Origin of the sequence: Caulobacter sp. DWP3-1-3b2 (genome assembly GCF_049896325.1) — a bacterium.
In the GTDB taxonomy this organism is placed as follows: Bacteria; Pseudomonadota; Alphaproteobacteria; order Caulobacterales; family Caulobacteraceae; genus Caulobacter.
The window spans coordinates 1-17,928 of sequence record NZ_JAFCUB010000008.1 but is presented as its reverse complement, the minus strand read 5'-3'; the positions used below and the strand labels follow the sequence as shown (position 1 = coordinate 17,928).

The following is a 17,928-nucleotide window of genomic DNA, read 5'->3' as shown; positions in this document are numbered from 1 at the left end:
GTTACAGATAGGTCGCCGCCGGCGTCTTTCAATACGCACCCGGGAAGGCGCGAGGGCGACCATTTGGCCACATCGTGGCCGTCGCGGGGCCGCTTTTGCGACGCGTGCTTTCCCGGCGCGCCCGGCTTTGTTAAGGCGGAGGCGTTGTGAACGTACCCGTCCTTCCCCCCACGGCTTCCGGCGATGCGACGCCGCCTTCGGACCCGCCGGCCACCCCGGTCGCCGCGCGCCCACTGCGGGCCTCAACCCGGGGCGGCGCGCTGGACCTGCTGCGGCTCGTGGCCTCGTTGCTGATCGTGCTCTATCACTACGGGGCCGAGGGGCCGATGCGCATCGAGCGCTTCTCCCAAATGTTCTCGCGCGGCTTCCTGGCCACCGATTTCTTCCTGATGCTGTCGGGCTATGTGCTGGGCCGGGCCTATGGAGCCTCGACCCTGACGGGGCGCATCAGCCATGGCCGGTTCTGGGTGCGCCGGGTGGGCAGGGTCTGGCCGGGGCACCTGATCGTGCTGGCGACGATGGCGGTCTTGGTGCTGGTGCTCAACAGCCTGGGCACCGACGCCCACAAGCCCTCGCGCTTTGCCTGGGACCAACTGCCGGTCCAGGCCCTGCTGGTCCATGCCTGGGGGTTCAACAGCGACGGCTGGAACCTGCCCAGTTGGTCGCTGTCGGCGCTGGTAGTCTGTTATGCGGTGTTTCCCTGGCTGTGGCGGGCCGCCGACAAGGTGCGCCATCCGTGGCTGCTGCCTTTGGCCGGGGCCCTGGCCTTCGCGCTGTGCGAGGTCGTCGCCCGTCAGGCCTTTCACCACGCCCTGTCGGACCTGCAGTTCCGCTATGGCGTACTACGGGCCTTGCCGTTGTTCATCCTGGGCGTCTGCCTGGCGCGGGCGGTCGAGATGGACTGGCCGTCGGAAAAGGCCGCCAAGGCCCTGCTGGTCGGCGGTTGCGGGCTGCTGGCGGCGATGCAGCCGCTGGACCGCTACGCCCTCCCCGACGAGCTGATTTTCGACATCCCCTGCCTGATCGCCATCGCCGCGATTGTGCTGGGGGCGGGTCGCCTGCCGGTGCGCCATCCCAAGGCCTGGATTGAGGAAGGCGCCAAGCTGTCCTTCGCCCTGTTCATCACCCACATTCTCGTGGGGGTGATCTATTGGAGCGCGGTGCACGAGTTGATTGAGACCGTGCCGATCGGCATCGCCTGGCAGTGGCTGATGTGGCTGGCCTCGTTCCCGATCGCCCTTGGCGCGGCCTTCCTGTTCCACACCTATCTCGATCAGCCGCTGCAAGATCGCATGGCGCCATGGCTACGGGGGCGGCGGTAAGCCCCCTTAAGCCGCGGAGTTCTTCTCGGCGGTTTCGCCGCGCTGCTTTTCCAGCACGCTGGCCAGGCCCTGCAGGATGATGTCTTGCATGGCGGAATTGGCGTCGGCGCGGTGCAGCAGCTTGATCGAGGCGACGTGCACCTTGACGCCGGCCTGCACCGTGGGCGTCAGCGCGCCGGCCTCGTCCAGCAGGTCGCACAGCGAGCGGGCGGCGATCTCGACAGCCTCGTTGCGCTCAGCTCCGCACAAGCTGACGATGTCGGCGGCGCGGGCATAGAGCCCCTCGATCCGCGCGGGCCCGTCGGGGGGGGGGGGGCCCCGGGGCCCCCCCCCCCCGCGGGCGGCCCCGGGGGCGGGTGGGCCCCTCCTGCCCCCCCGCGCCGCGATGTGGTGGCCGATGCCGACCAAAGACGGCTCGCGCAGGGTTTCCAAGGTGGCGTCGGCGCGTTTCAGCGCTTCGCCAACGTATATGCCGCCCTTTTGCGCCATCAGCTGGCCGAGACGCGGCCGCATGCGGCTCTTTTTGACTTCGCTCATGCCAAGGATCTTTGTGGTTTGATGAGCAGGTCCAACTCGTCCTGGCTCATGTTCTGGCCTGAGCCGTCGCTCAATTCAGTGGACTGATCGTCGCGGCGCCGGCCGTCGGGGAATTCGACCGGCGGGCCAGCGTTGCGCCAGCGGCGGTCGGGGCCGATGTAGGTGTCGCACTCTATGAACATGCGATCGCCTTTGGCGACCCAGAGGATTCGCTCCAGCATCACGGTCGGTGAAATCGGCTTGGTGACGATGAAGTTGGCGCCGCAGTCGCGGGCCTTCTCGACGTGGGCGCGACGGGTGTGGGCGGTGACGATGATGGCGGGGGTCATGCGGTTGGCTTCGTCGGACTCGCGGCGCAGCCAGCGGATCAGGTCGTAGCCGTCCATCTCCGGCAGCAGGGCGTTGGTCAGGATCAGATCGACCTGATGATATTTCAGCTCGTTCTGGGCTTCCTGGGCGGTGGTTTTGCGCACGACATTGCGCAGGCCAAAGCTCATCAGCACCCCGACCAGGATGTCGAGCGACTGCGGATTGTCATCAACAATCAGCGCCCGAGCCTTGTCCAGATTGATGTGCTGACTTGGTTGCAACCCAGAGCGCCCCGGTCATCCCGACGAACTGCTGGGACCGTTACTCAATGCGCCCATACGGTTAAGAAACCGCTGTCGCCACGCGGATGGGGCGGATTGTCGCGGAGCAGCTTCACCAGGCTCGCCATGCCCTCGTTCCGCTCCTCCAGGCATTCGCCGGGATGAGCGGATAGAGGAGTGGGTCTCACACGGCGTCCAGGCCAATATCCATCACCAGGGCCGAGTGGGTCAGGGCGCCGACGCTGATCACGTCCACGCCGGCCTCGGCGATGGCCCGGACGGTGGTCAGGTTGACGCCGCCGGAGGCTTCCAGCACTGCACGGCCCTTGGCCAGGGCGACGGCGGTCTTCAGGTCTTCGAGGCTGAAATTGTCGAGCATGACCACGTCGGGGCGGTGCTTCAGCGCGTCTTCCAACTGGTCAAGTCCATCCACCTCGACCTCGACCTTGACCAGGTGGCCGGCGAAGGCGCGGGCCCGGCGGACGGCCTCGCCCACGCCGCCGCAGGCCGCGACGTGGTTGTCCTTGATCAGGATCGCGTCATCCAGGCCAAAGCGGTGGTTGACGCCGCCGCCGCAGCGCACGGCGTATTTCTCCAGGGCCCGCAGGCCGGGCGTGGTCTTGCGGGTGTCGACGATGACGGCGCCCGTGCCCTCGACCAGGCGCACATAGGCCCGCGTCAGGGTGGCGATGCCCGACAGCTTGCCCAGCAAATTCAGCCCTGTGCGCTCGGCGGCCAGCACCGCGCGGGCGTTGCCCTCGGCCCGGGCCAGGACGGCGCCGGGCGCGGCGTCGGCGCCGTCCTGCGTCAAGACCTCGAACGACGCGGTCGAATCCAGGGCGGCCAGCGACAGGCGTGCGCAGGACAGGCCGGCGATCCGGCCCTCCTGCCGCGCGGCCCACACCACCGAAAGCCGAACGTCGGCGTCGATACAGGCCTGGGCGGTGATGTCGCCGGCTCGGCCAAGGTCCTCGGCCAGGGCCAGGTCGATGAGGGGGCGGATCAGCAGGTCGGGGAGGGGGGACGGAACGCTCAAAACAACTCCGACAGCGCGATGCTGATCTGCGGGGCGAACAGGGGCGAGACGGCGGCGTCGTCGCCTTCGAGGACGGTGGTCGAAGCCCAGGTCCCATCAGCTTGCGGTTCGCGGAAAACATTCAGCCTGCGGGCTTCCGGCTCAACCACCCAATATTCCGGCACACTGGCCTTGGCATAGAGTCGGCTCTTCACCGTCAGGTCGTTCTCGCGCGTTGAGATCGATACCTCGGCTACCAGCACGGCCTGTTCGGCCCGAGCGTATTTTTCGCTTTCGCCGCGCCTTATGACGAGCACGTCCGGTTCGGGCGCGCTGCAGGTACCAATCTTCAGCGTGGCGTGGACGATGAAGCGGTGCAGCTTGTCGACGCCAGCCGCCATGGCGGCGGACTTCAGGGCATAGAAAACGCCCCCGGAAACCTCGCCATGATCGCCAGAAGCGGGCGCCATCTGGATGATCTTCCCTTCGATCAGTTCGACGCGCCCTTGGACGCCGGAGAACACGCCCGCCTGGTCCATCAGTTCAAACTGATCGAAGTCGAACAGGAACTCGCTGTCGCCGCGCTCTTCGAAACCCGCATCCGTCGCCGTCATGGCAGAGCCTCCGTTCCTGAAACGTACTCCTATTCCGCCGCGTATCGCAAGCCGGCGGCGGCGCTGTCCAGGGTGATGAAAGTGCGCTCGGCCAAGGTTGCGGCGGGGAAATCGCGGCGGAAATGGCCGCCTCGGCTTTCCTCGCGGGCCAGGGCGGCGCGAGCGATCAGGCCGGCGGCGACCAGGGTTGGGGCCAGGCCGTGCGCCGTTTGCGAGGCGTCGATCACGGTCACGAGGCGGGAAAGGCCCTCGGCGTCGCGGATCACGCCGGCGTCGCGGCTCATCGCCCGGCGCAGGATCTGGAGAGCGGCGTCGGGCAGGTCGGGCGTGGGCTCGGCCGGCAGAGGTTCGCCGCCCATCGCCAGGTCGCGCGCCACGCGCCCGGCCCGGGCGCCGAACACGGCCGCCTCCAGCAGGCTGTTGGAGGCCAGGCGGTTGGCGCCGTGCACGCCCGTGCTGGCGCACTCGCCGGCCGCCAGCAGGCCCGGCAGGCTGGCGCGGCCGTCGAGGTCCGTCGCCACGCCGCCCATGTGATAGTGCACCGCCGGAGTCACCGGGATCGGCTGGACGCGCGGGTCGATCCCCGCGCTCATGCAGGCGGCGAACACGGCCGGGAACTCCTGCGGGAAGTGGGCGCCGACCGCCGTGGTGGCGTCCAGGAGAGCGCCGCGTCCGGCCGAGCGCTCGGCGTTGATGGCGCGGGCCACCACGTCGCGCGGCGCCAGCTCGCGAGCCGTGTGATAGTCGGCCATGAAGGCGCGGCCATCCGTATTGCGCAGGATCGCCCCTTCGCCGCGCAGGGCCTCGGTGGCCAGGGGCGCGGGGTCGCGGCCGATGTCGATGGCCGTGGGGTGGAACTGCACGAACTCCGGATCGGCGATTTCTGCCCCGGCCAGGGCGGCCAGGCCCAGGCCCTCGCCGCGCACTTCGGCCGGGGTGGTTGTGACCGCGTAGAGGCCGCCGACCCCGCCGGTCGCCAGGATGACGCTGGCGGCGTGGATCTCGACAAGCTTGCCGCCGACTTCGGCCAACACGCCGACCACGCGACCGGTCGCGTCCTGGAGCAACCGGCGGGCGCGAGCGTTCTCACGGACCTCGATGGAGGGCGCGGCGCGGACAGTGGCGATGACGGCCGCCATGATCGCCGCGCCGGCCCCGTCGCCGCCGACCCGGGCAACCCGGGCCTTGGCGTGAGCGGCTTCCAGGCTGAGCACGAAGTCGCCATTGGCTTGCCGGTCGAACGGGGCTCCGAGGGCGGCGAGGGCGCGAACCGCGTCCGGGCCTTCGGTGGTCAATAGCGCGACGGCCGCCGGATCGCATAGACCCGCGCCGGCCGCCATGGTGTCTGCGGCATGCAGGGCGGGAGCGTCCTCGTTCGACAGGGCCGCAGCCATGCCGCCCTGCGCCCAGGCGCTGGAGCAGCCGGTCGCCAGCGGCGTCGGCGACAGCACGAGCGCCCGGCGCGGCGCGGCGGCAAGGGCGGCTGTGAGACCCGCCAGGCCCGCCCCGAGGATCACGGGGCCATCGAAGGTAATGCGGTGCTCAATCATCTCAAGCTCACTCCGAAGCCCCTCCCCCTTGCGGGGAGGGATTGGGGTGGGGGTGTCGGCGCTGATTTGGACGTCTGCGCCGACACCCCCCATCCGACCGCTTCGCGGCCACCTTTCCCCGCAAGGGGCGAAGGGAAGGGTTTTCTAGATCATCTCCACATCCACATGATGCTTGGCCTTCACCAGGTCATACCGCGCCGGAACCAGCGGCGGCGGCAGGTCGATCATCCGCTGCACGGCCAGGCGGGCGCGGACGGCGATGGCCGAATCGACGGTCACTTCGTAGCGGTCGTGGACCAGCGCGTCGTGGATGTTCTGGAGGCTAATCCGCTTCATGTGCGGACACAGGTTGCAGGGGCCGATGAACTGGGTGCCGGGCGACTCCGCCTGGACGTTGGAGGCCATCGAGCACTCGGTGATCAGCACCACCTGCCTGGGCTTGCGCACAGCGACATAGTCGTTCATCGCCGCCGTCGAGCCGGCGAAATCGACGGCTTCCAGGATCTCGGTCGGGCATTCGGGGTGAGCCAGGATCTCGGCCCCCGGATAAGCTGCGCGCATGTCGGCGATGTCCTGGGCGTTGAAGCGCTCGTGCACCTCGCAGCGGCCGGCCCAGGCGATGATCTTCACCGAGGTCTGGCGCGCCACGTTGCGGGCCAGGAACTCGTCGGGGATCAGGATCACCTTGTCGACGCCCCATTCGCGGGCCGCCCACTCCACCACCTGCACGGCGTTGGCGCTGGTGCAGCAGATGTCGGTCTCGGCCTTCACGTCGGCGGTGGTGTTGACATAGGTGACGACTGGGACGCCCGGATGACGCGCCTTGATCAGCCGAACATCGGCGCCCGTGATCGAGGAGGCCAGAGAGCAGCCGGCCCGCAGGTCGGGGATCAGCACGCGCTTGTCGGGCGCCAGCACCTTGCTGGTCTCGGCCATGAAGTGGACGCCGGCCTGGACGATGACGGCCGCGTCGCACTGGGCGGCCTCGCGGGCCAGGGCCAGGCTGTCGCCGACGAAGTCGCCCACGCCGTGGAAGATCTCTGGCGTCATGTAGTTGTGGGCCAGGATGACGGCGTTTTTCTCGCGCTTCAACCGGTTGATCTCGCTGATCAAGGGCGCGTGAATCTGCCATTCCAGCGGCGTGACATGGTGCTTGACCTTGTTCCATGCGGCGGCGGTTTCGGCTTCGACATCGGCATTGAAAGCGAGGGGCGCAAAACCGTCGGCCATCTGATCCTCTCTTATGCTCAAACTGAGCATTTCCAGGGTCTCAAAAAACGCCGGAGGACGGAGAGCCCATCGGCGTCACGGCTTTTGCTGAAATTGAGCAAAACCCACGGATCAGATATAGACCTTCCGTCGCCGATTGCAAATCGTCCTGTACGATTCGCCCGACCGCCCTGCCGGTGATGCGTTGTGACCGTCTCTGACTTTCAGGCGGTTTCGAGCCGAGCAACACCAGGCGACAGTCGTTCGACCGAGGATCCTAGGGCGGCGTCTACAGCGGCCCAATGGGCGGTTCACGGGTAGGCGCGGCGCGCGGCGGTGGCCGACGCCAGCTAAGCTGCGGCGAACCCGTTGGAGCCGTGTCGAGGGCATCGCGGGCGCTCGACCGCCCTTTCGAACCCCCAAGGCCCGCGACGGGGTGGCCTGGACGGGCTGGCCAGGATAACACCCGTACATGGCACGAACCAAGCAAAGCGCTGACCTTGAGATCGAAGTTGGCGGACAGCCTTTTGTCTGGCGACTTCACCGCCTGCCCGGATGGTCCAGCGACACCGCGTCACGGCATGGCATGGCGATCGCCGCGCGTCACAAGGAAGGGCAGCGCGAAGCCGTGATGGAGTTTCCGCCTGGCCCTGAGCCTCGGTACGGGGCGCCCGTTCTCAAGGCCTCGCAAATCGCTCCGGACCTCGTTGCGAAGGCCATCGCATCCGCCATCGAGGCGGGGTGGGACCCGCTTTCTCGAGGCAAGACGGTGGCTATCGTCGTGGACGCCACCGGCGCCTGACGCGCGCCGGGTAAGCCGGCGAACGGCTGACCTGGGCTGACCCTCACCCCACCGCCTGGTTCGGTGGGCGCCTGTCCCAGGCGTCGGCCATGGCCCTGGCGAGGGCGTCGAGGGCATAGGGCTTGCGTAGCAGGGGCCAGGAAGTCTCGTGGGCGCGGACCAATTCCTGGCCGGCATAGCCCGAACTGAGCAGGATCGGCAGATCCGGACGCTCGTGCGACAGGGTGATGGCCAGATCGACCCCGCTCTTGCCCCCAGGCATCATCACGTCGGTGATCACCAGGGCCAGGGTGGGATCGGCGCGCGTGATGGCCAGGGCCTGATCGGCGCTGGCCGCCCGGCTGACCATGTGGCCCAGCTCGTCGAGCATGGCCTCGATCAGGTCGCCGACCTCGACGTCGTCCTCGACCAGCAGCACATGGGCGGTGGCGCGGGTGGCCGGCGGCGCCACGCTCAGGACCTCAACGCTCGAGAAGGCCTCGCGCACCGGCAGCGTCATGGCCACGGTCGTACCTTCGCCGACAGTGGAGTCGATCGTCACCTCGCCACCGCTCTGCCGGGCGAAGCCATAGACCTGCGACAGGCCCAGCCCCGTGCCCTTGCCGACCGGCTTGGTAGTGTAGAACGGCTCGAAGGCCCGCTCCATGGTTTTGGCGTCCATGCCGGCTCCGGTGTCGCGCACGGCGACGCGCAGATAGCGGCCGGCCGGCAGCTCACCCCGGGGCTCGGCCAGGTCCACCGCTGCGGAAAGGATGGCGATGGCGCCGCCAGGCGGCGTGGCGTCGCGGGCGTTGACCACCATGTTCAGCAGGGCGGCCTCGAACTGGCCGGAATCGGTCAGGGTCGTGCGCTCGCCCGCCTGAAGGTCGAGGCTGAGCGTCAGGCCCTCGCCGATGGCGCGGCGCAGCAGGCTCTCGCTATCGACGATCATCGCGTCGATGCGGCAGATTTCGGGATGTAACGGCTGGCGGCGAGCGAAGGCGAGCAGATGCTGGGTCAGCTTTTCGCCGCGCCGCGCTGCGGCCTGGGCGGCGCTCACCATCCGCTCACGCCGCGTTTCATCTTGCGGATTGCGCTGCAGCACGTCCAGCGCGCCGATGATCACCGTCAGCAGGTTGTTGAAGTCATGAGCCACCCCGCCGGTCAGCTGGCCGATGGCCTCCAGCTTCTGGGATTGGGTCAGGGCGGCCTGGGCGACATCGCGCTCGGACAGGGCTTCCTGCACGCGGTCGGCCAGCAGCTCATTGAGGTTGGTCAGCTTGGCCTCGGCCTCCTTGGTGTCCGTGAAGTCGAAGGCGATGCCGATGAAGCCGTTGAACACCTGGCCTGGCCCGTGGCGCGGCTGGGAGAACGATTTCAGCCAGCGCATCTCGCCGTCGAACCGCCGGTAGCGACCCTCCAGGCTGAAGGGCTTGCGCGACGCCTCGCCGGAAATCTGGGCCTTGAGAATGACCTGCAGGTCGTCGGCGTGCAGCCGCGAGCGCCAGTCCAGGATCAAGGCGTCTTCAAAGGTCACTCCGGCGAAGTCCACATAGGCGGCGTTGACAAAGATCCGCACGCCATCCTCGCCGCTGATCCACATCAAGGCCGGGGCGCTGTCGGCCAGGGAGCGGAAACGCGCTTCGCTCTCGCGCAGGCTCTCCTCGGCCTGGCGGCGCGTGGTGACGTCGAAATTGACGCCGAGAACCTTAGTGGCGCGGCCTTCCGCGTCGCGATACACCTCGCCGCGTCCGTGGATCCAGCGCTCGCCGCCGGGCGCGCCGATCAGCCGATATTCGACCTCATAGAGCGGCCCGGTCTTCACGGCTTCGCGGATACGGGCCGCCATCATGACGCGATCGTCGGGATGGACCAAATCCAGCAGGCCGGCCAGGTCGAGCGGACTCGCCGTGGTGACGCCCAGGTTCTTGCGCGCGGCGGGCGACAGCTGCAGCTCGTTGTTCAGCAAGTCCCATTCCCAGGGACCGACGCCGGCTGCGGTCTGTGTCATCTCTAGGCGAAGCTCGGCCTTGATCTGGAGGCGGCGGGCCAGGGCGAGGCTGACGAGGGCGATGCGCAGCCCCTCGGCCACGACGATGGTGATCGCCCCCGAAACCACGAACAGCACCAGGGTGGCGATCTCGCTCTCGTCAAGGCCCTCGCCTTGCCCTCCGCCCCACAGCCACCAGGCAAAAACCGCCCCGGCGACCAGTGGCGCGACGCCCCAACGCCAGCCGGTATAGAGCGTGACCAGAATCATCGCCGGGAAAAAGGCCTGGGTGACGCCGATACTGCCGCTCAGGCCCAGCAAGGCGATGCGCAGCCCCATCGCGACGGCGATGGCGGCCACCGTGGCCAGGGTCGCCCGCCAAAGGGGCGGCGGCGCCTTGGGCACCAACCACGCGCTCAGCACATCAGGCGAAAAGCGCCCTTGCTGCGTTGCGAGTGGTTCTTGTGACTTCATGGGGCCCTGGCGCACGTACGTCTTGCCAAGAGCATGGACACGCTTACCTAAGACACGCAACACGCAACACGCAACACGCAACACGCAACACGCAACACGCAACACGCAACACGCAACACGGGAGATGACGATGGCTGCGAACCTGAACACCGGCTTCACGACGAAACAACGCAGCGACATTGTCGCCGGCCTGAACAAGGTCCTGGCTGACAGCTATGCTTTGTATCTCAAGACCCACGGCTATCACTGGAACGTGCGCGGCCCCAATTTCCAGGCGCTGCACGTGCTGCTCGAAGGCCAATACACCGAGGAATGGACGGCGCTTGACGCGATCGCCGAGCGCATTCGCGCGCTGGGCGAACTGGCCCCCATGGGCTACGGCGCGTTCGGAAACCTCTCGAGCATCAAGGATGGCGACGCCGAGAAGGAGTGGGAAGGCATGTTCAAGGAACTCCAGGCCGACAACGAGACCGTGATCGCCACCCTGCGCGACGCTTTCGGAGCGGCCGAGGAAGCTGGCGACGAGGCCACCGCCGATCTCTATACCCAGCGCCTGGCCGCCCACGAAAAGCATGCCTGGATGATCCGCTCCACGCTGGGCGGGAAATAGTCTGCCAAGCTCTAGTCAAACCCATGCCGTCAAGGCCGCCGCGGCGCTCGTCGCCTCCGGCGGCCTTTCCGCGTGCGCGACAACCTATTATCTCCCGGCCGGATCCGGCCGGCCCAAGGCCATCGTCACCATCGCCGGCTCTCTGTCCGACGCCGGCCTGGCCCGCTACACCGCCAATATGGATCTGGCGATGCTGGCCTTGGCCCGGCGGCACGACCCGCGGCCGCACAAGGACTATTGGGGCCGCGTCGCGGGCTGGGAGAAGCTGGATCTCCACCTGATCCCCCGCCTGGGCGACCGCGATGCGGATTTCGAGGAAGCCCGGCTGATCAACAGCTTCAAGCAGGCGTCGCCCCTAACGATGGAGGCGGCCAGGCCCTTCAAGATCAGCGGGCCGCCGCTGGAGCGGGACAAGGCCCTGCGCTGCCTGACCCAGGCGGTCTATTTCGAGGCCGGGTTCGAGCCGGTGGACGGTCAGCAGGCCGTGGCCCAGACCGTGCTCAACCGGATGCGCCATCCGGGCTATCCCAAGTCGGTCTGCGGCGTGGTCTACGAGGGCGCGGCGCGGGGCACGGGCTGCCAGTTCAGCTTCACCTGCGACGGCTCGCTGGAGCGGGCGATCAGCCCGACCGTGTGGGACAACGCCCAGATCATCGCCAAGCGGGCCCTGGCGGGCTTCGTGATGAAGGGCGTCGGCACCGCCACCCACTACCACGCCAACTACGTCTATCCGTATTGGGCGCCGACCCTGGTCAAGCTGCGCACCGTGGGCGCTCATATCTTCTACCGCTGGACCGGACCGTCGGGCCAGGTGACGGCGTTCCGCAGCAAGTATTCGGCTCACGAGGACGTTTCGGCCGAGATCATGATGGGCGCCGATCCGCGCACCCTGGAGGCCGCGCCGCCTGAGATTCTGGCGCAGGAACAGGCCGAAACCCGGGCGGCGACGTTCGCCGCCGCCCAGGCCTCCGGCGCCGCGCCAATGCCGTCCGGCGACCCGGCCACGATCGTTGGTCATGATGGCGTGGTCGAAACCCTCGCGCCCCTGGCGGGCGATCCGGCCATGGCCATGCGCGGCGGTCGCCGCGTGCCGACCGCCGAAGAGGTGGCCAAGATCAACAAGTCACTCGAAGGCCTGTCGGAGTCCGCCGCAGAACCCGCCAAGCCGGCCGAACCTCCGCCGCCTCCGCCGCCCAAGAAGAAGCCCAGCTATTTTGGCTCGGACAAACCCAGGCCGGACCTGCCGATGTAGTCCCTGTTCCCGTCGTCGCCCGCAGGGGGTGTCAGCGAGAGCCAAGGAAAGAATATGACCTCGACGCTAAGCAAGGATCAATCCCAGCTGCCCTGACCTACCCGTCACGCCTGGCCGGCGGATGGTGAAACAAGTTGGCGGGCAGTTCGCTCAGCGACTTGAGGCCGGCGATCGGCATGAATCGGCGCCAAGGGCGGCGACGGGACGCAGGGTCCAGGCGTCTTGCAGGGGGAGCGAGGCGGGCATGGCGGGCCAGCCTAGGCGCGAGGTGTGGACGGGCCATCGGGCAAAACCCACCGCGCGCGCGGGGTTGTCACCGGGTGAGGCGAAGGTTCAAGCTCGACAAGCTCGACAAGCTCGACAAGCTCGACAAGCTCGACAAGCTCGACAAGCTCGACAAGCTCGACAAGCTCGACAAGCTCGCAGCCGTTCAGCAAGGTTTAACCTCAGGGCGTGCAGTGGAGAGCGGCTGGGTCCCGCCTCGCCCTTAAGTCGCCGCCTTCCACCCTCCGCCCAAGGCCTGGATCAGGGTCACCGCCGTGGTCTGGCGCTGGACTGCAGCGGTCAGCAGCGCGCGGCGGGCCGAGAGGGCCGAAGCTTTGGCCTGGACGACGTCGGTGTAGGCGACCTGGCCGGCCTTGTACTGGTTGAGGATCATCTGCTCGGTCTGGTCGGCGGCGCTGGAGCTGGTCTGCAGCAGAGTGTATCGGCGCGCGGGTACGCGGGTGGCGGTGAGCTGGTTCTCGACATCCTCGAAGGCGGTCAGCACGGTCTGGCGATAGTCGGCGACCGAGGCGTCGTAAGCGACGCGAGCCTGCTCAACCCGAGCCTTGCGGGCCCCGGCGTCGAACAGCGTCTGGGCGGCGGAGAGGCCCAGCGACCAGGTGTTGGCCGAGGCGCTGAACAGGTTGCCCAGGCTTGAGCTGCTGGAATTGCCCGAGCCCGAAAGGTTCAGGGTTGGGAAGAAGGCGGCGCGGGCCACGCCGATGTCGGCGTTGGCGGCGGCCACCCTGGGCTCGGCGCCGGCGATGTCGGGGCGACGTTCCAGTAGCTCGGAGGGCACGCCGGTTGGGACGTCGGTCAGATGCGTGGTCCAGGCGGGATCGGCGGCCAGCTTGAAGGCGCTGGCCGGTTCGCCGACCAGGGTGGCGATGGCGTTTTCGTAGGTGGCGCGGTTCTGAGTCAGGCTTTCCAGATCAGCCTGGGCGTTGGCCAACTGGGTCTGGGCCTGCAGCACGTCGGACTTGGGCGCGATGCCGGCGGCGTAGCGGTTCTGGGTGATGGTCAGGCCGCGCTGGGAGCCCTCGACCGTGCGATGCACCAAGGCGATCTCGGCGTCGGCCTGGCGCAGGCCCAGATAGTTCACCGCCAGCTCGCCCTGCATCGACAGCCGCGCGCCGGCCAGGTCGGCGGCGCTGGCCTGCTCGCGGGCACGGGCGCCGGTGACGCCGTTGCGGATGCGACCCCAGAGGTCGGGCTCCCAGCCCGCGCCGAGGCCGACCTGGTAGCGCGTACCGCTGGACGAACCATTCGTCGCCGAGCCCAAGCCGCCCCCGTCGCTCCGCCCGACAGGTCGATGGTCGGGAACAGGCTGGCGCGCTGCTCGCGGACGATGGCGCGGGCCTGGCGGTAGCTGGGCTCGGCGGCGGCGATCGTCTGGTTCGAGACATTGACCCGGGCGATCAGCATGTCGAGTTGCGGATCGCCCAGCAGGGTCCACCAGTCGCCGCGATCGGCCAGGTCGCCCGGCGTGGCGACCTTCCAGCCATCCAGCGCCTTGAAACCCCCGGGCAGAGGCGTGGCGGTGGCCAGGCCCGGCGTTTGATAGGCCGGGCCGACCGTGCAGGCCGACAGCAGCGCCAGGGCGGAAACGGCCAGGAGGGTGCGGGGAAACATCAGGCGGGCTCCGGATCGGACGGCCTGTGGGCCAGATGGCGCTCGTCGCGCTTCCGGGACCTACGTCGATCGGGGACATGACCAAGGGCATGTCCCCGCGCCTAAGCCGCCTCGATGTCCGGCAGGGCCGGCCGAACCGCTCTAGACCAGTTTCCCGCCCATGATCACCAGCCGCCCTGGATTGAAGAACGGCAGGCTCAGGGTCACGGCGATCATCACCTCGAAGGCCAGGCTGCCGAAATTGACGCGGGTGCGGGCCCGGTCGACCAGGGCCGAGACGGCCCGGCCGAGCGCGGCGCCGAACCAGGCCATGGCCAGGGCGAAGGCCATGGCCGCGCCGACGCTGGGCTGGTAGCCGAGGAAGAGCGCCGTCGTGGCGTGCGACAGGATCAGCAGGCCGCCGAACGCCCGGCCCTGGGTCAGGGCGTCGACCGACGGAGCCGCGCCCTCAGCCAGGTCGAGACTGGCCCATCCCGCCAAGCCTCGCGCGGCGCCAGGGCGGGTCAGGGTCAGCCCTCCCAGCACGCCGCCGATCACGCAGGCGATCACCGCCAGGACCAGCGAAAGACCGTAACTCGACATCATGACTCCAAGTCCGTCACGCGGGCGCCCGGCAGGCTGCCTCGCGGTTTGAACGCCGTCGAGCGCGCGAAGTCGCTGATCTCTAAGGCGATGTGATCGATCATCAGCGCACCTTGATGTGGAACACGACCTTGCGGTCGCTCGGGCTGTCTGGCCGCCACGGCTGCTTGAGGGTGAAGGCCAGGTCGGCCTTGCCCATGCCCACCGCCTGGTAGCGGTAGATCGTCTGGACCGGCGCGCCGGGCATCTTGGCGTCGGTGATCTGGCTGGAGCCGCCGCCGAGGATCAGGATCGGCGCCTCCTCATCCAGCCGCCAGGCGTAGCCCGTGCCGGAATTCAGCGGCAGGGCGATCTCCAGCCCCTGGCCGCGCGCCAGGGTGATCGCGCCCGCATCGGCGTCGGTGACCGTGCGTACGGGCGGCGGCGGGGCGCTGGCGCAACCGGCGACGAGGAGGGCGGTGGCCAGGGCCAGGGCGGGAAGCGTCTTCATGGCGTCTTTTTCTGTCCCTATGATCTTTCATCGAACCGGCTTTGGCGCGCTTTGCCCACAGCTAATCGGCGGCCCTCGTCCTTGACTTGCGCCACCCCCAGCCTTAACTCCTGCCCGGCGTTGGCACTCGGTGGGAGTGACTGCTAACAGCACCGCTCCCCGCCTGCCTTCGAACCGTAATTCTAACCGTCCCGACGGAGAAGACCCTATGAAGTTTCGTCCTCTTGGCGACCGCGTCCTCGTGAAGCGAGTCGAAGAAGAAACCAAAACCAAGGGCGGGATCATCATCCCCGACACCGCCAAGGAAAAGCCGCAAGAAGGCGAAGTCGTCGCTGTCGGCCCCGGCGCCCGCAATGACAAGGGCGACGTCGTCGCTCTCGACCTGAAGGCCGGCGACAAGATCCTGTTCGGCAAGTGGTCGGGCAGCGAAGTGAAGGTCGACGGTGAAGACCTGCTGATCATGAAGGAAAGCGACGTCCTGGGCGTGATCGAGGCCTAACGGCTTCTCTCGTTCGAACCGCTCTCCACTCCAGTTTCTCATTTAGAAGGGCTCATACACATGGCCGCTAAAGACGTTTATTTCTCCTCGGACGCTCGCGACAAGATGCTGCGCGGCGTCAACATCCTCGCCAATGCGGTGAAGGTGACCCTCGGCCCCAAGGGCCGCAATGTCGTGATCGAAAAGTCCTTCGGCGCCCCGCGCTCGACCAAGGACGGCGTCTCGGTCGCCAAGGAAATCGAACTGGCTGACCGCTTCGAGAACCTCGGCGCGCAGATGATCCGCGAAGTCGCTTCGAAGACCAATGACAAGGCCGGCGACGGCACCACCACCGCGACCGTCCTGGCCCAGGCCATCGTGCAGGAAGGCCTCAAGTCGGTCGCCGCCGGCATGAACCCGATGGACCTGAAGCGCGGCATCGACAAGGCCGTCGCCATCGTCGTCGCCGACATCAAGGCGTCGTCGAAGAAGGTCACGACCAACACCGAAATCGCTCAGGTCGGCACCATCTCGGCCAATGGCGACAAGGACGTCGGCGAGATGATCGCCAAGGCCATGGACAAGGTCGGCAACGAAGGCGTCATCACCGTCGAGGAAGCCAAGACCGCCGAGACCGAACTCGACGTCGTCGAGGGCATGCAGTTCGACCGCGGCTATCTGTCGCCCTACTTCATCACCAACGCCGACAAGATGGAAGTTCAGCTCGAAGAGCCGCTCATCCTGCTGTTCGAAAAGAAGCTCTCGTCGCTGCAGCCGCTGCTGCCGGTGCTGGAAGCCGTCGTCCAGTCGGGCCGTCCCTTGGTGATCATCGCCGAAGACGTCGAGGGCGAAGCCCTGGCCACCCTGGTGGTCAACAAGCTGCGGGGCGGCCTGCGCGTCGCCGCCGTCAAGGCCCCGGGCTTTGGTGATCGTCGCAAGGCGATGCTGGAAGACCTGGCCATCCTGACCGGCGCTCAAGTCGTGTCGGAAGACCTGGGCATCAAGCTCGAGAACGTGTCGCTCGACATGCTCGGCAAGGCCAAGAAGGTCACCATCACCAAGGACGACACCACCATCGTGGACGGCGTCGGCGAGAAGACCGCGATCGAAGCGCGCATCACCCAGATCAAGCGCCAGATCGAAGACACCACGTCGGACTACGACAAGGAAAAGCTGCAAGAACGTCTGGCCAAGCTGGCCGGCGGCGTTGCCGTGATCCGCGTCGGCGGCTCGACCGAAGTCGAGGTGAAGGAAAAGAAGGACCGCGTCGACGACGCCCTCAACGCCACCCGCGCGGCCGTTGAAGAAGGCATCGTCCCCGGCGGCGGCGTCGCCCTGCTGAAGGCCTCCAAGGCCCTGGCCGGCCTGACCGGCGAAAACGCCGACCAGACCGCCGGCATCGCGATCATCCGTCGCGCCCTGCAGGCCCCGATCCGCCAGATCGCCGAAAACGCCGGCGTCGAAGGCTCGATCGTGGTCGGCAAGGTTCTGGAAAGCGACTCGCCGACCTTCGGCTTCAACGCCCAGACCGAAATGTATGTCGACCTGATCGTGGACGGCGTCATCGACCCGGCCAAGGTTGTCCGCACCGCTCTGCAGGACGCCGCCTCGGTGGCCGGCCTGCTGATCACCACGGAAGCCGCGATCGTCGAGTCACCCAAGAAGGGCGGCGCCGGCGGCGCTCCCGGCGGCGGCATGGGCGGCATGGGCGACATGGACTTCTAGTCCACGCGCTCAGCTGCTTGCTGAATGTTAAGGAATGGGGCGGGGCCGAAAGGTCCCGCCCTTTTTCTTTTTGGGGTGATGGAGGGGTGCTGGTCGCGGATAGGCCGCGTGTCCTTCGGGTAATCCGACCCTCGCTTCGCTCTAGCTTCTGACTCATTGCGGCCGCTAGGAACGGATCCACTTATCTTGGGAGAAGCGTACCCTTACGGACCTGTTTCTCACAGTCCCAAGCAAGCATTCCGTTGTCGGTAGACCATTGCGCACTGAGCACTTGGCCATTGGCAACGACCGCCGACACCCAAACATCTCGCCGCTCAACCTTTTTGTTAAGCGTATCGACCAAACCACAAGTGTAATAGCCGTCACGCCCAGCAACCAGTTGATATGGCCATTTGAACGTCACAGAGTTCGGGTCTTTCATTTTGCTCGCGAGCGCCGCGTCGGCCATCGCGCTAAATTCCTCCAAATTCGGCTGAGGGCCAATGCTGCCCGACGCGGGTGAAGTAGCGACCAATAAAATAATCGCTGCGGACGCAATCATCGACACGGTTCCTCCTTTTTGTCGGGTTGTAAATATCAGACTCGGACACAGCTTAAGCTGCATCGCGCGTGGCGTAACTAGCATCTACGACCGCAAACCACGCTTCTCCGTGGTTCCGAACGTCCGCTCCCCGGCGAACGCCCGCATCCGCCCCGGATGCGGCCACGCCTTAAAGCCTTGGTGGATCGGAGCTCTGGCGTCTGGCCGAGTCAAGGACGACGCTCTCGCGTCGCCGCGCCGCGGCGGCCCTTCGGGCCGTCCTTGACTCGGCC

General features: G+C 67.3%; 18 protein-coding genes. 7 read left to right on the top strand and 11 right to left on the bottom strand.

Annotated features, from left to right (window positions below):
• Positions 1-146: 146 nt before the first annotated feature.
• Positions 147-1,322 carry an acyltransferase family protein gene (locus ACP7AG_RS07980; protein WP_426030426.1) on the top strand — a complete coding sequence of 392 codons (1,176 nt, stop codon included), beginning with the start codon at positions 147-149 and terminating at the stop codon, positions 1,320-1,322.
• A 6-nt stretch (positions 1,323-1,328) separates the two neighbouring features.
• Here the strand turns inward: ACP7AG_RS07980 and ACP7AG_RS07975 are convergent, their stop codons facing one another.
• The 6 genes from ACP7AG_RS07975 to nadA form a co-directional block, all read right to left on the bottom strand.
• Positions 1,329-1,859 (bottom strand): hypothetical protein, encoded by a 531-nt coding sequence (locus ACP7AG_RS07975; RefSeq protein ID WP_426030425.1) that lies wholly within the window; start codon positions 1,857-1,859, stop codon positions 1,329-1,331.
• A complete protein-coding gene (locus tag ACP7AG_RS07970; RefSeq protein ID WP_426009667.1) occupies positions 1,856-2,449 on the bottom strand; it encodes a response regulator in 594 nt (197 codons plus the stop codon). Before ACP7AG_RS07970 ends, ACP7AG_RS07975 begins: the two co-directional genes overlap by 4 nt.
• Positions 2,450-2,633: 184 nt before the next feature.
• Positions 2,634-3,485 (bottom strand): carboxylating nicotinate-nucleotide diphosphorylase, encoded by an 852-nt coding sequence (nadC, locus tag ACP7AG_RS07965; protein ID WP_426030424.1) that lies wholly within the window; start codon positions 3,483-3,485, stop codon positions 2,634-2,636.
• Entirely contained in the window at positions 3,482-4,078 is a 597-nt protein-coding gene (locus tag ACP7AG_RS07960) for a Uma2 family endonuclease (RefSeq protein ID WP_426030422.1), read from the bottom strand. Before ACP7AG_RS07960 ends, nadC begins: the two co-directional genes overlap by 4 nt.
• 29 nt (positions 4,079-4,107) lie before the next feature.
• A complete protein-coding gene (locus tag ACP7AG_RS07955; RefSeq protein ID WP_426030421.1) occupies positions 4,108-5,628 on the bottom strand; it encodes an L-aspartate oxidase in 1,521 nt (506 codons plus the stop codon).
• Between the two features lie 144 nt (positions 5,629-5,772).
• A complete protein-coding gene (gene nadA / locus ACP7AG_RS07950; protein ID WP_426030420.1) occupies positions 5,773-6,858 on the bottom strand; it encodes a quinolinate synthase NadA in 1,086 nt (361 codons plus the stop codon).
• Positions 6,859-7,423: 565 nt separating this feature from the next.
• Here nadA and ACP7AG_RS07945 point away from each other — a divergent pair.
• Entirely contained in the window at positions 7,424-7,639 is a 216-nt protein-coding gene (locus tag ACP7AG_RS07945) for a hypothetical protein (RefSeq protein WP_426009653.1), read from the top strand.
• Between the two features lie 43 nt (positions 7,640-7,682).
• On the opposite strand, the gene ACP7AG_RS07940 is transcribed toward ACP7AG_RS07945, so the two are convergent.
• On the bottom strand, positions 7,683-10,013 hold the full coding sequence (locus tag ACP7AG_RS07940) for a PAS domain-containing protein (protein ID WP_426030419.1): 2,331 nt from the start codon (positions 10,011-10,013) through the stop codon (positions 7,683-7,685).
• Between the two features lie 199 nt (positions 10,014-10,212).
• Here ACP7AG_RS07940 and ACP7AG_RS07935 point away from each other — a divergent pair, with 199 nt between their 5' ends.
• The 3 genes from ACP7AG_RS07935 to ACP7AG_RS07925 all read left to right on the top strand — a co-directional run bounded on the left by ACP7AG_RS07935 (position 10,213) and on the right by ACP7AG_RS07925 (position 12,435).
• Positions 10,213-10,692, top strand: a complete 480-nt coding sequence (locus ACP7AG_RS07935; RefSeq protein ID WP_426009647.1) for a Dps family protein — start codon at positions 10,213-10,215, stop codon at positions 10,690-10,692.
• Between the two features lie 190 nt (positions 10,693-10,882).
• On the top strand, positions 10,883-11,944 hold the full coding sequence (locus ACP7AG_RS07930) for a cell wall hydrolase (RefSeq protein WP_426030418.1): 1,062 nt from the start codon (positions 10,883-10,885) through the stop codon (positions 11,942-11,944).
• Positions 11,945-12,264: 320 nt separating this feature from the next.
• Complete coding sequence (locus ACP7AG_RS07925; RefSeq protein ID WP_426030417.1) at positions 12,265-12,435, top strand: hypothetical protein; 171 nt, start codon at positions 12,265-12,267, stop codon at positions 12,433-12,435.
• Here ACP7AG_RS07925 and ACP7AG_RS07920 read toward each other — a convergent pair.
• The 3 genes from ACP7AG_RS07920 to ACP7AG_RS07910 form a co-directional block, all read right to left on the bottom strand.
• On the bottom strand, positions 12,432-13,490 hold the full coding sequence (locus tag ACP7AG_RS07920; RefSeq protein ID WP_426030416.1) for an efflux transporter outer membrane subunit: 1,059 nt from the start codon (positions 13,488-13,490) through the stop codon (positions 12,432-12,434). The two genes, ACP7AG_RS07925 and ACP7AG_RS07920, sit on opposite strands and share 4 nt — an antisense overlap.
• A 491-nt stretch (positions 13,491-13,981) precedes the next feature.
• Positions 13,982-14,422, bottom strand: coding sequence for a DUF4345 family protein (locus ACP7AG_RS07915; RefSeq protein ID WP_426011258.1), 441 nt, complete (start codon positions 14,420-14,422; stop codon positions 13,982-13,984).
• A 103-nt stretch (positions 14,423-14,525) separates the two neighbouring features.
• A complete protein-coding gene (locus ACP7AG_RS07910; RefSeq protein WP_426009638.1) occupies positions 14,526-14,912 on the bottom strand; it encodes a protease inhibitor I42 family protein in 387 nt (128 codons plus the stop codon).
• Between the two features lie 208 nt (positions 14,913-15,120).
• On the opposite strand from ACP7AG_RS07910, the gene groES reads away from it, so the two are divergent.
• Positions 15,121-15,411 carry a co-chaperone GroES gene (gene groES / locus ACP7AG_RS07905; protein ID WP_007665932.1) on the top strand — a complete coding sequence of 97 codons (291 nt, stop codon included), beginning with the start codon at positions 15,121-15,123 and terminating at the stop codon, positions 15,409-15,411.
• Between the two features lie 60 nt (positions 15,412-15,471).
• On the top strand, positions 15,472-17,115 hold the full coding sequence (gene groL, locus ACP7AG_RS07900; protein WP_426009635.1) for a chaperonin GroEL: 1,644 nt from the start codon (positions 15,472-15,474) through the stop codon (positions 17,113-17,115).
• 181 nt (positions 17,116-17,296) lie between these two features.
• Here groL and ACP7AG_RS07895 read toward each other — a convergent pair whose 3' ends face one another.
• Entirely contained in the window at positions 17,297-17,662 is a 366-nt protein-coding gene (locus tag ACP7AG_RS07895) for a hypothetical protein (protein ID WP_426009632.1), read from the bottom strand.
• Positions 17,663-17,928: the final 266 nt, after the last annotated feature.

Coding starts and splice junctions, on each gene's coding strand:
- ACP7AG_RS07975 (WP_426030425.1), bottom strand. CDS start 1,859: ATGAGCGAAGTCAAAAAGAGCCGCATGCGGCCGCGTCTCGGCCAGCTG.
- ACP7AG_RS07960 (WP_426030422.1), bottom strand. CDS start 4,078: ATGACGGCGACGGATGCGGGTTTCGAAGAGCGCGGCGACAGCGAGTTC.
- ACP7AG_RS07955 (WP_426030421.1), bottom strand. CDS start 5,628: ATGATTGAGCACCGCATTACCTTCGATGGCCCCGTGATCCTCGGGGCG.
- nadA (WP_426030420.1), bottom strand. CDS start 6,858: ATGGCCGACGGTTTTGCGCCCCTCGCTTTCAATGCCGATGTCGAAGCC.
- ACP7AG_RS07945 (WP_426009653.1), top strand. CDS start 7,424: ATGGCGATCGCCGCGCGTCACAAGGAAGGGCAGCGCGAAGCCGTGATG.
- ACP7AG_RS07935 (WP_426009647.1), top strand. CDS start 10,213: ATGGCTGCGAACCTGAACACCGGCTTCACGACGAAACAACGCAGCGAC.
- ACP7AG_RS07930 (WP_426030418.1), top strand. CDS start 10,883: ATGCTGGCCTTGGCCCGGCGGCACGACCCGCGGCCGCACAAGGACTAT.
- ACP7AG_RS07915 (WP_426011258.1), bottom strand. CDS start 14,422: ATGTCGAGTTACGGTCTTTCGCTGGTCCTGGCGGTGATCGCCTGCGTG.
- ACP7AG_RS07910 (WP_426009638.1), bottom strand. CDS start 14,912: ATGAAGACGCTTCCCGCCCTGGCCCTGGCCACCGCCCTCCTCGTCGCC.
- groES (WP_007665932.1), top strand. CDS start 15,121: ATGAAGTTTCGTCCTCTTGGCGACCGCGTCCTCGTGAAGCGAGTCGAA.
- groL (WP_426009635.1), top strand. CDS start 15,472: ATGGCCGCTAAAGACGTTTATTTCTCCTCGGACGCTCGCGACAAGATG.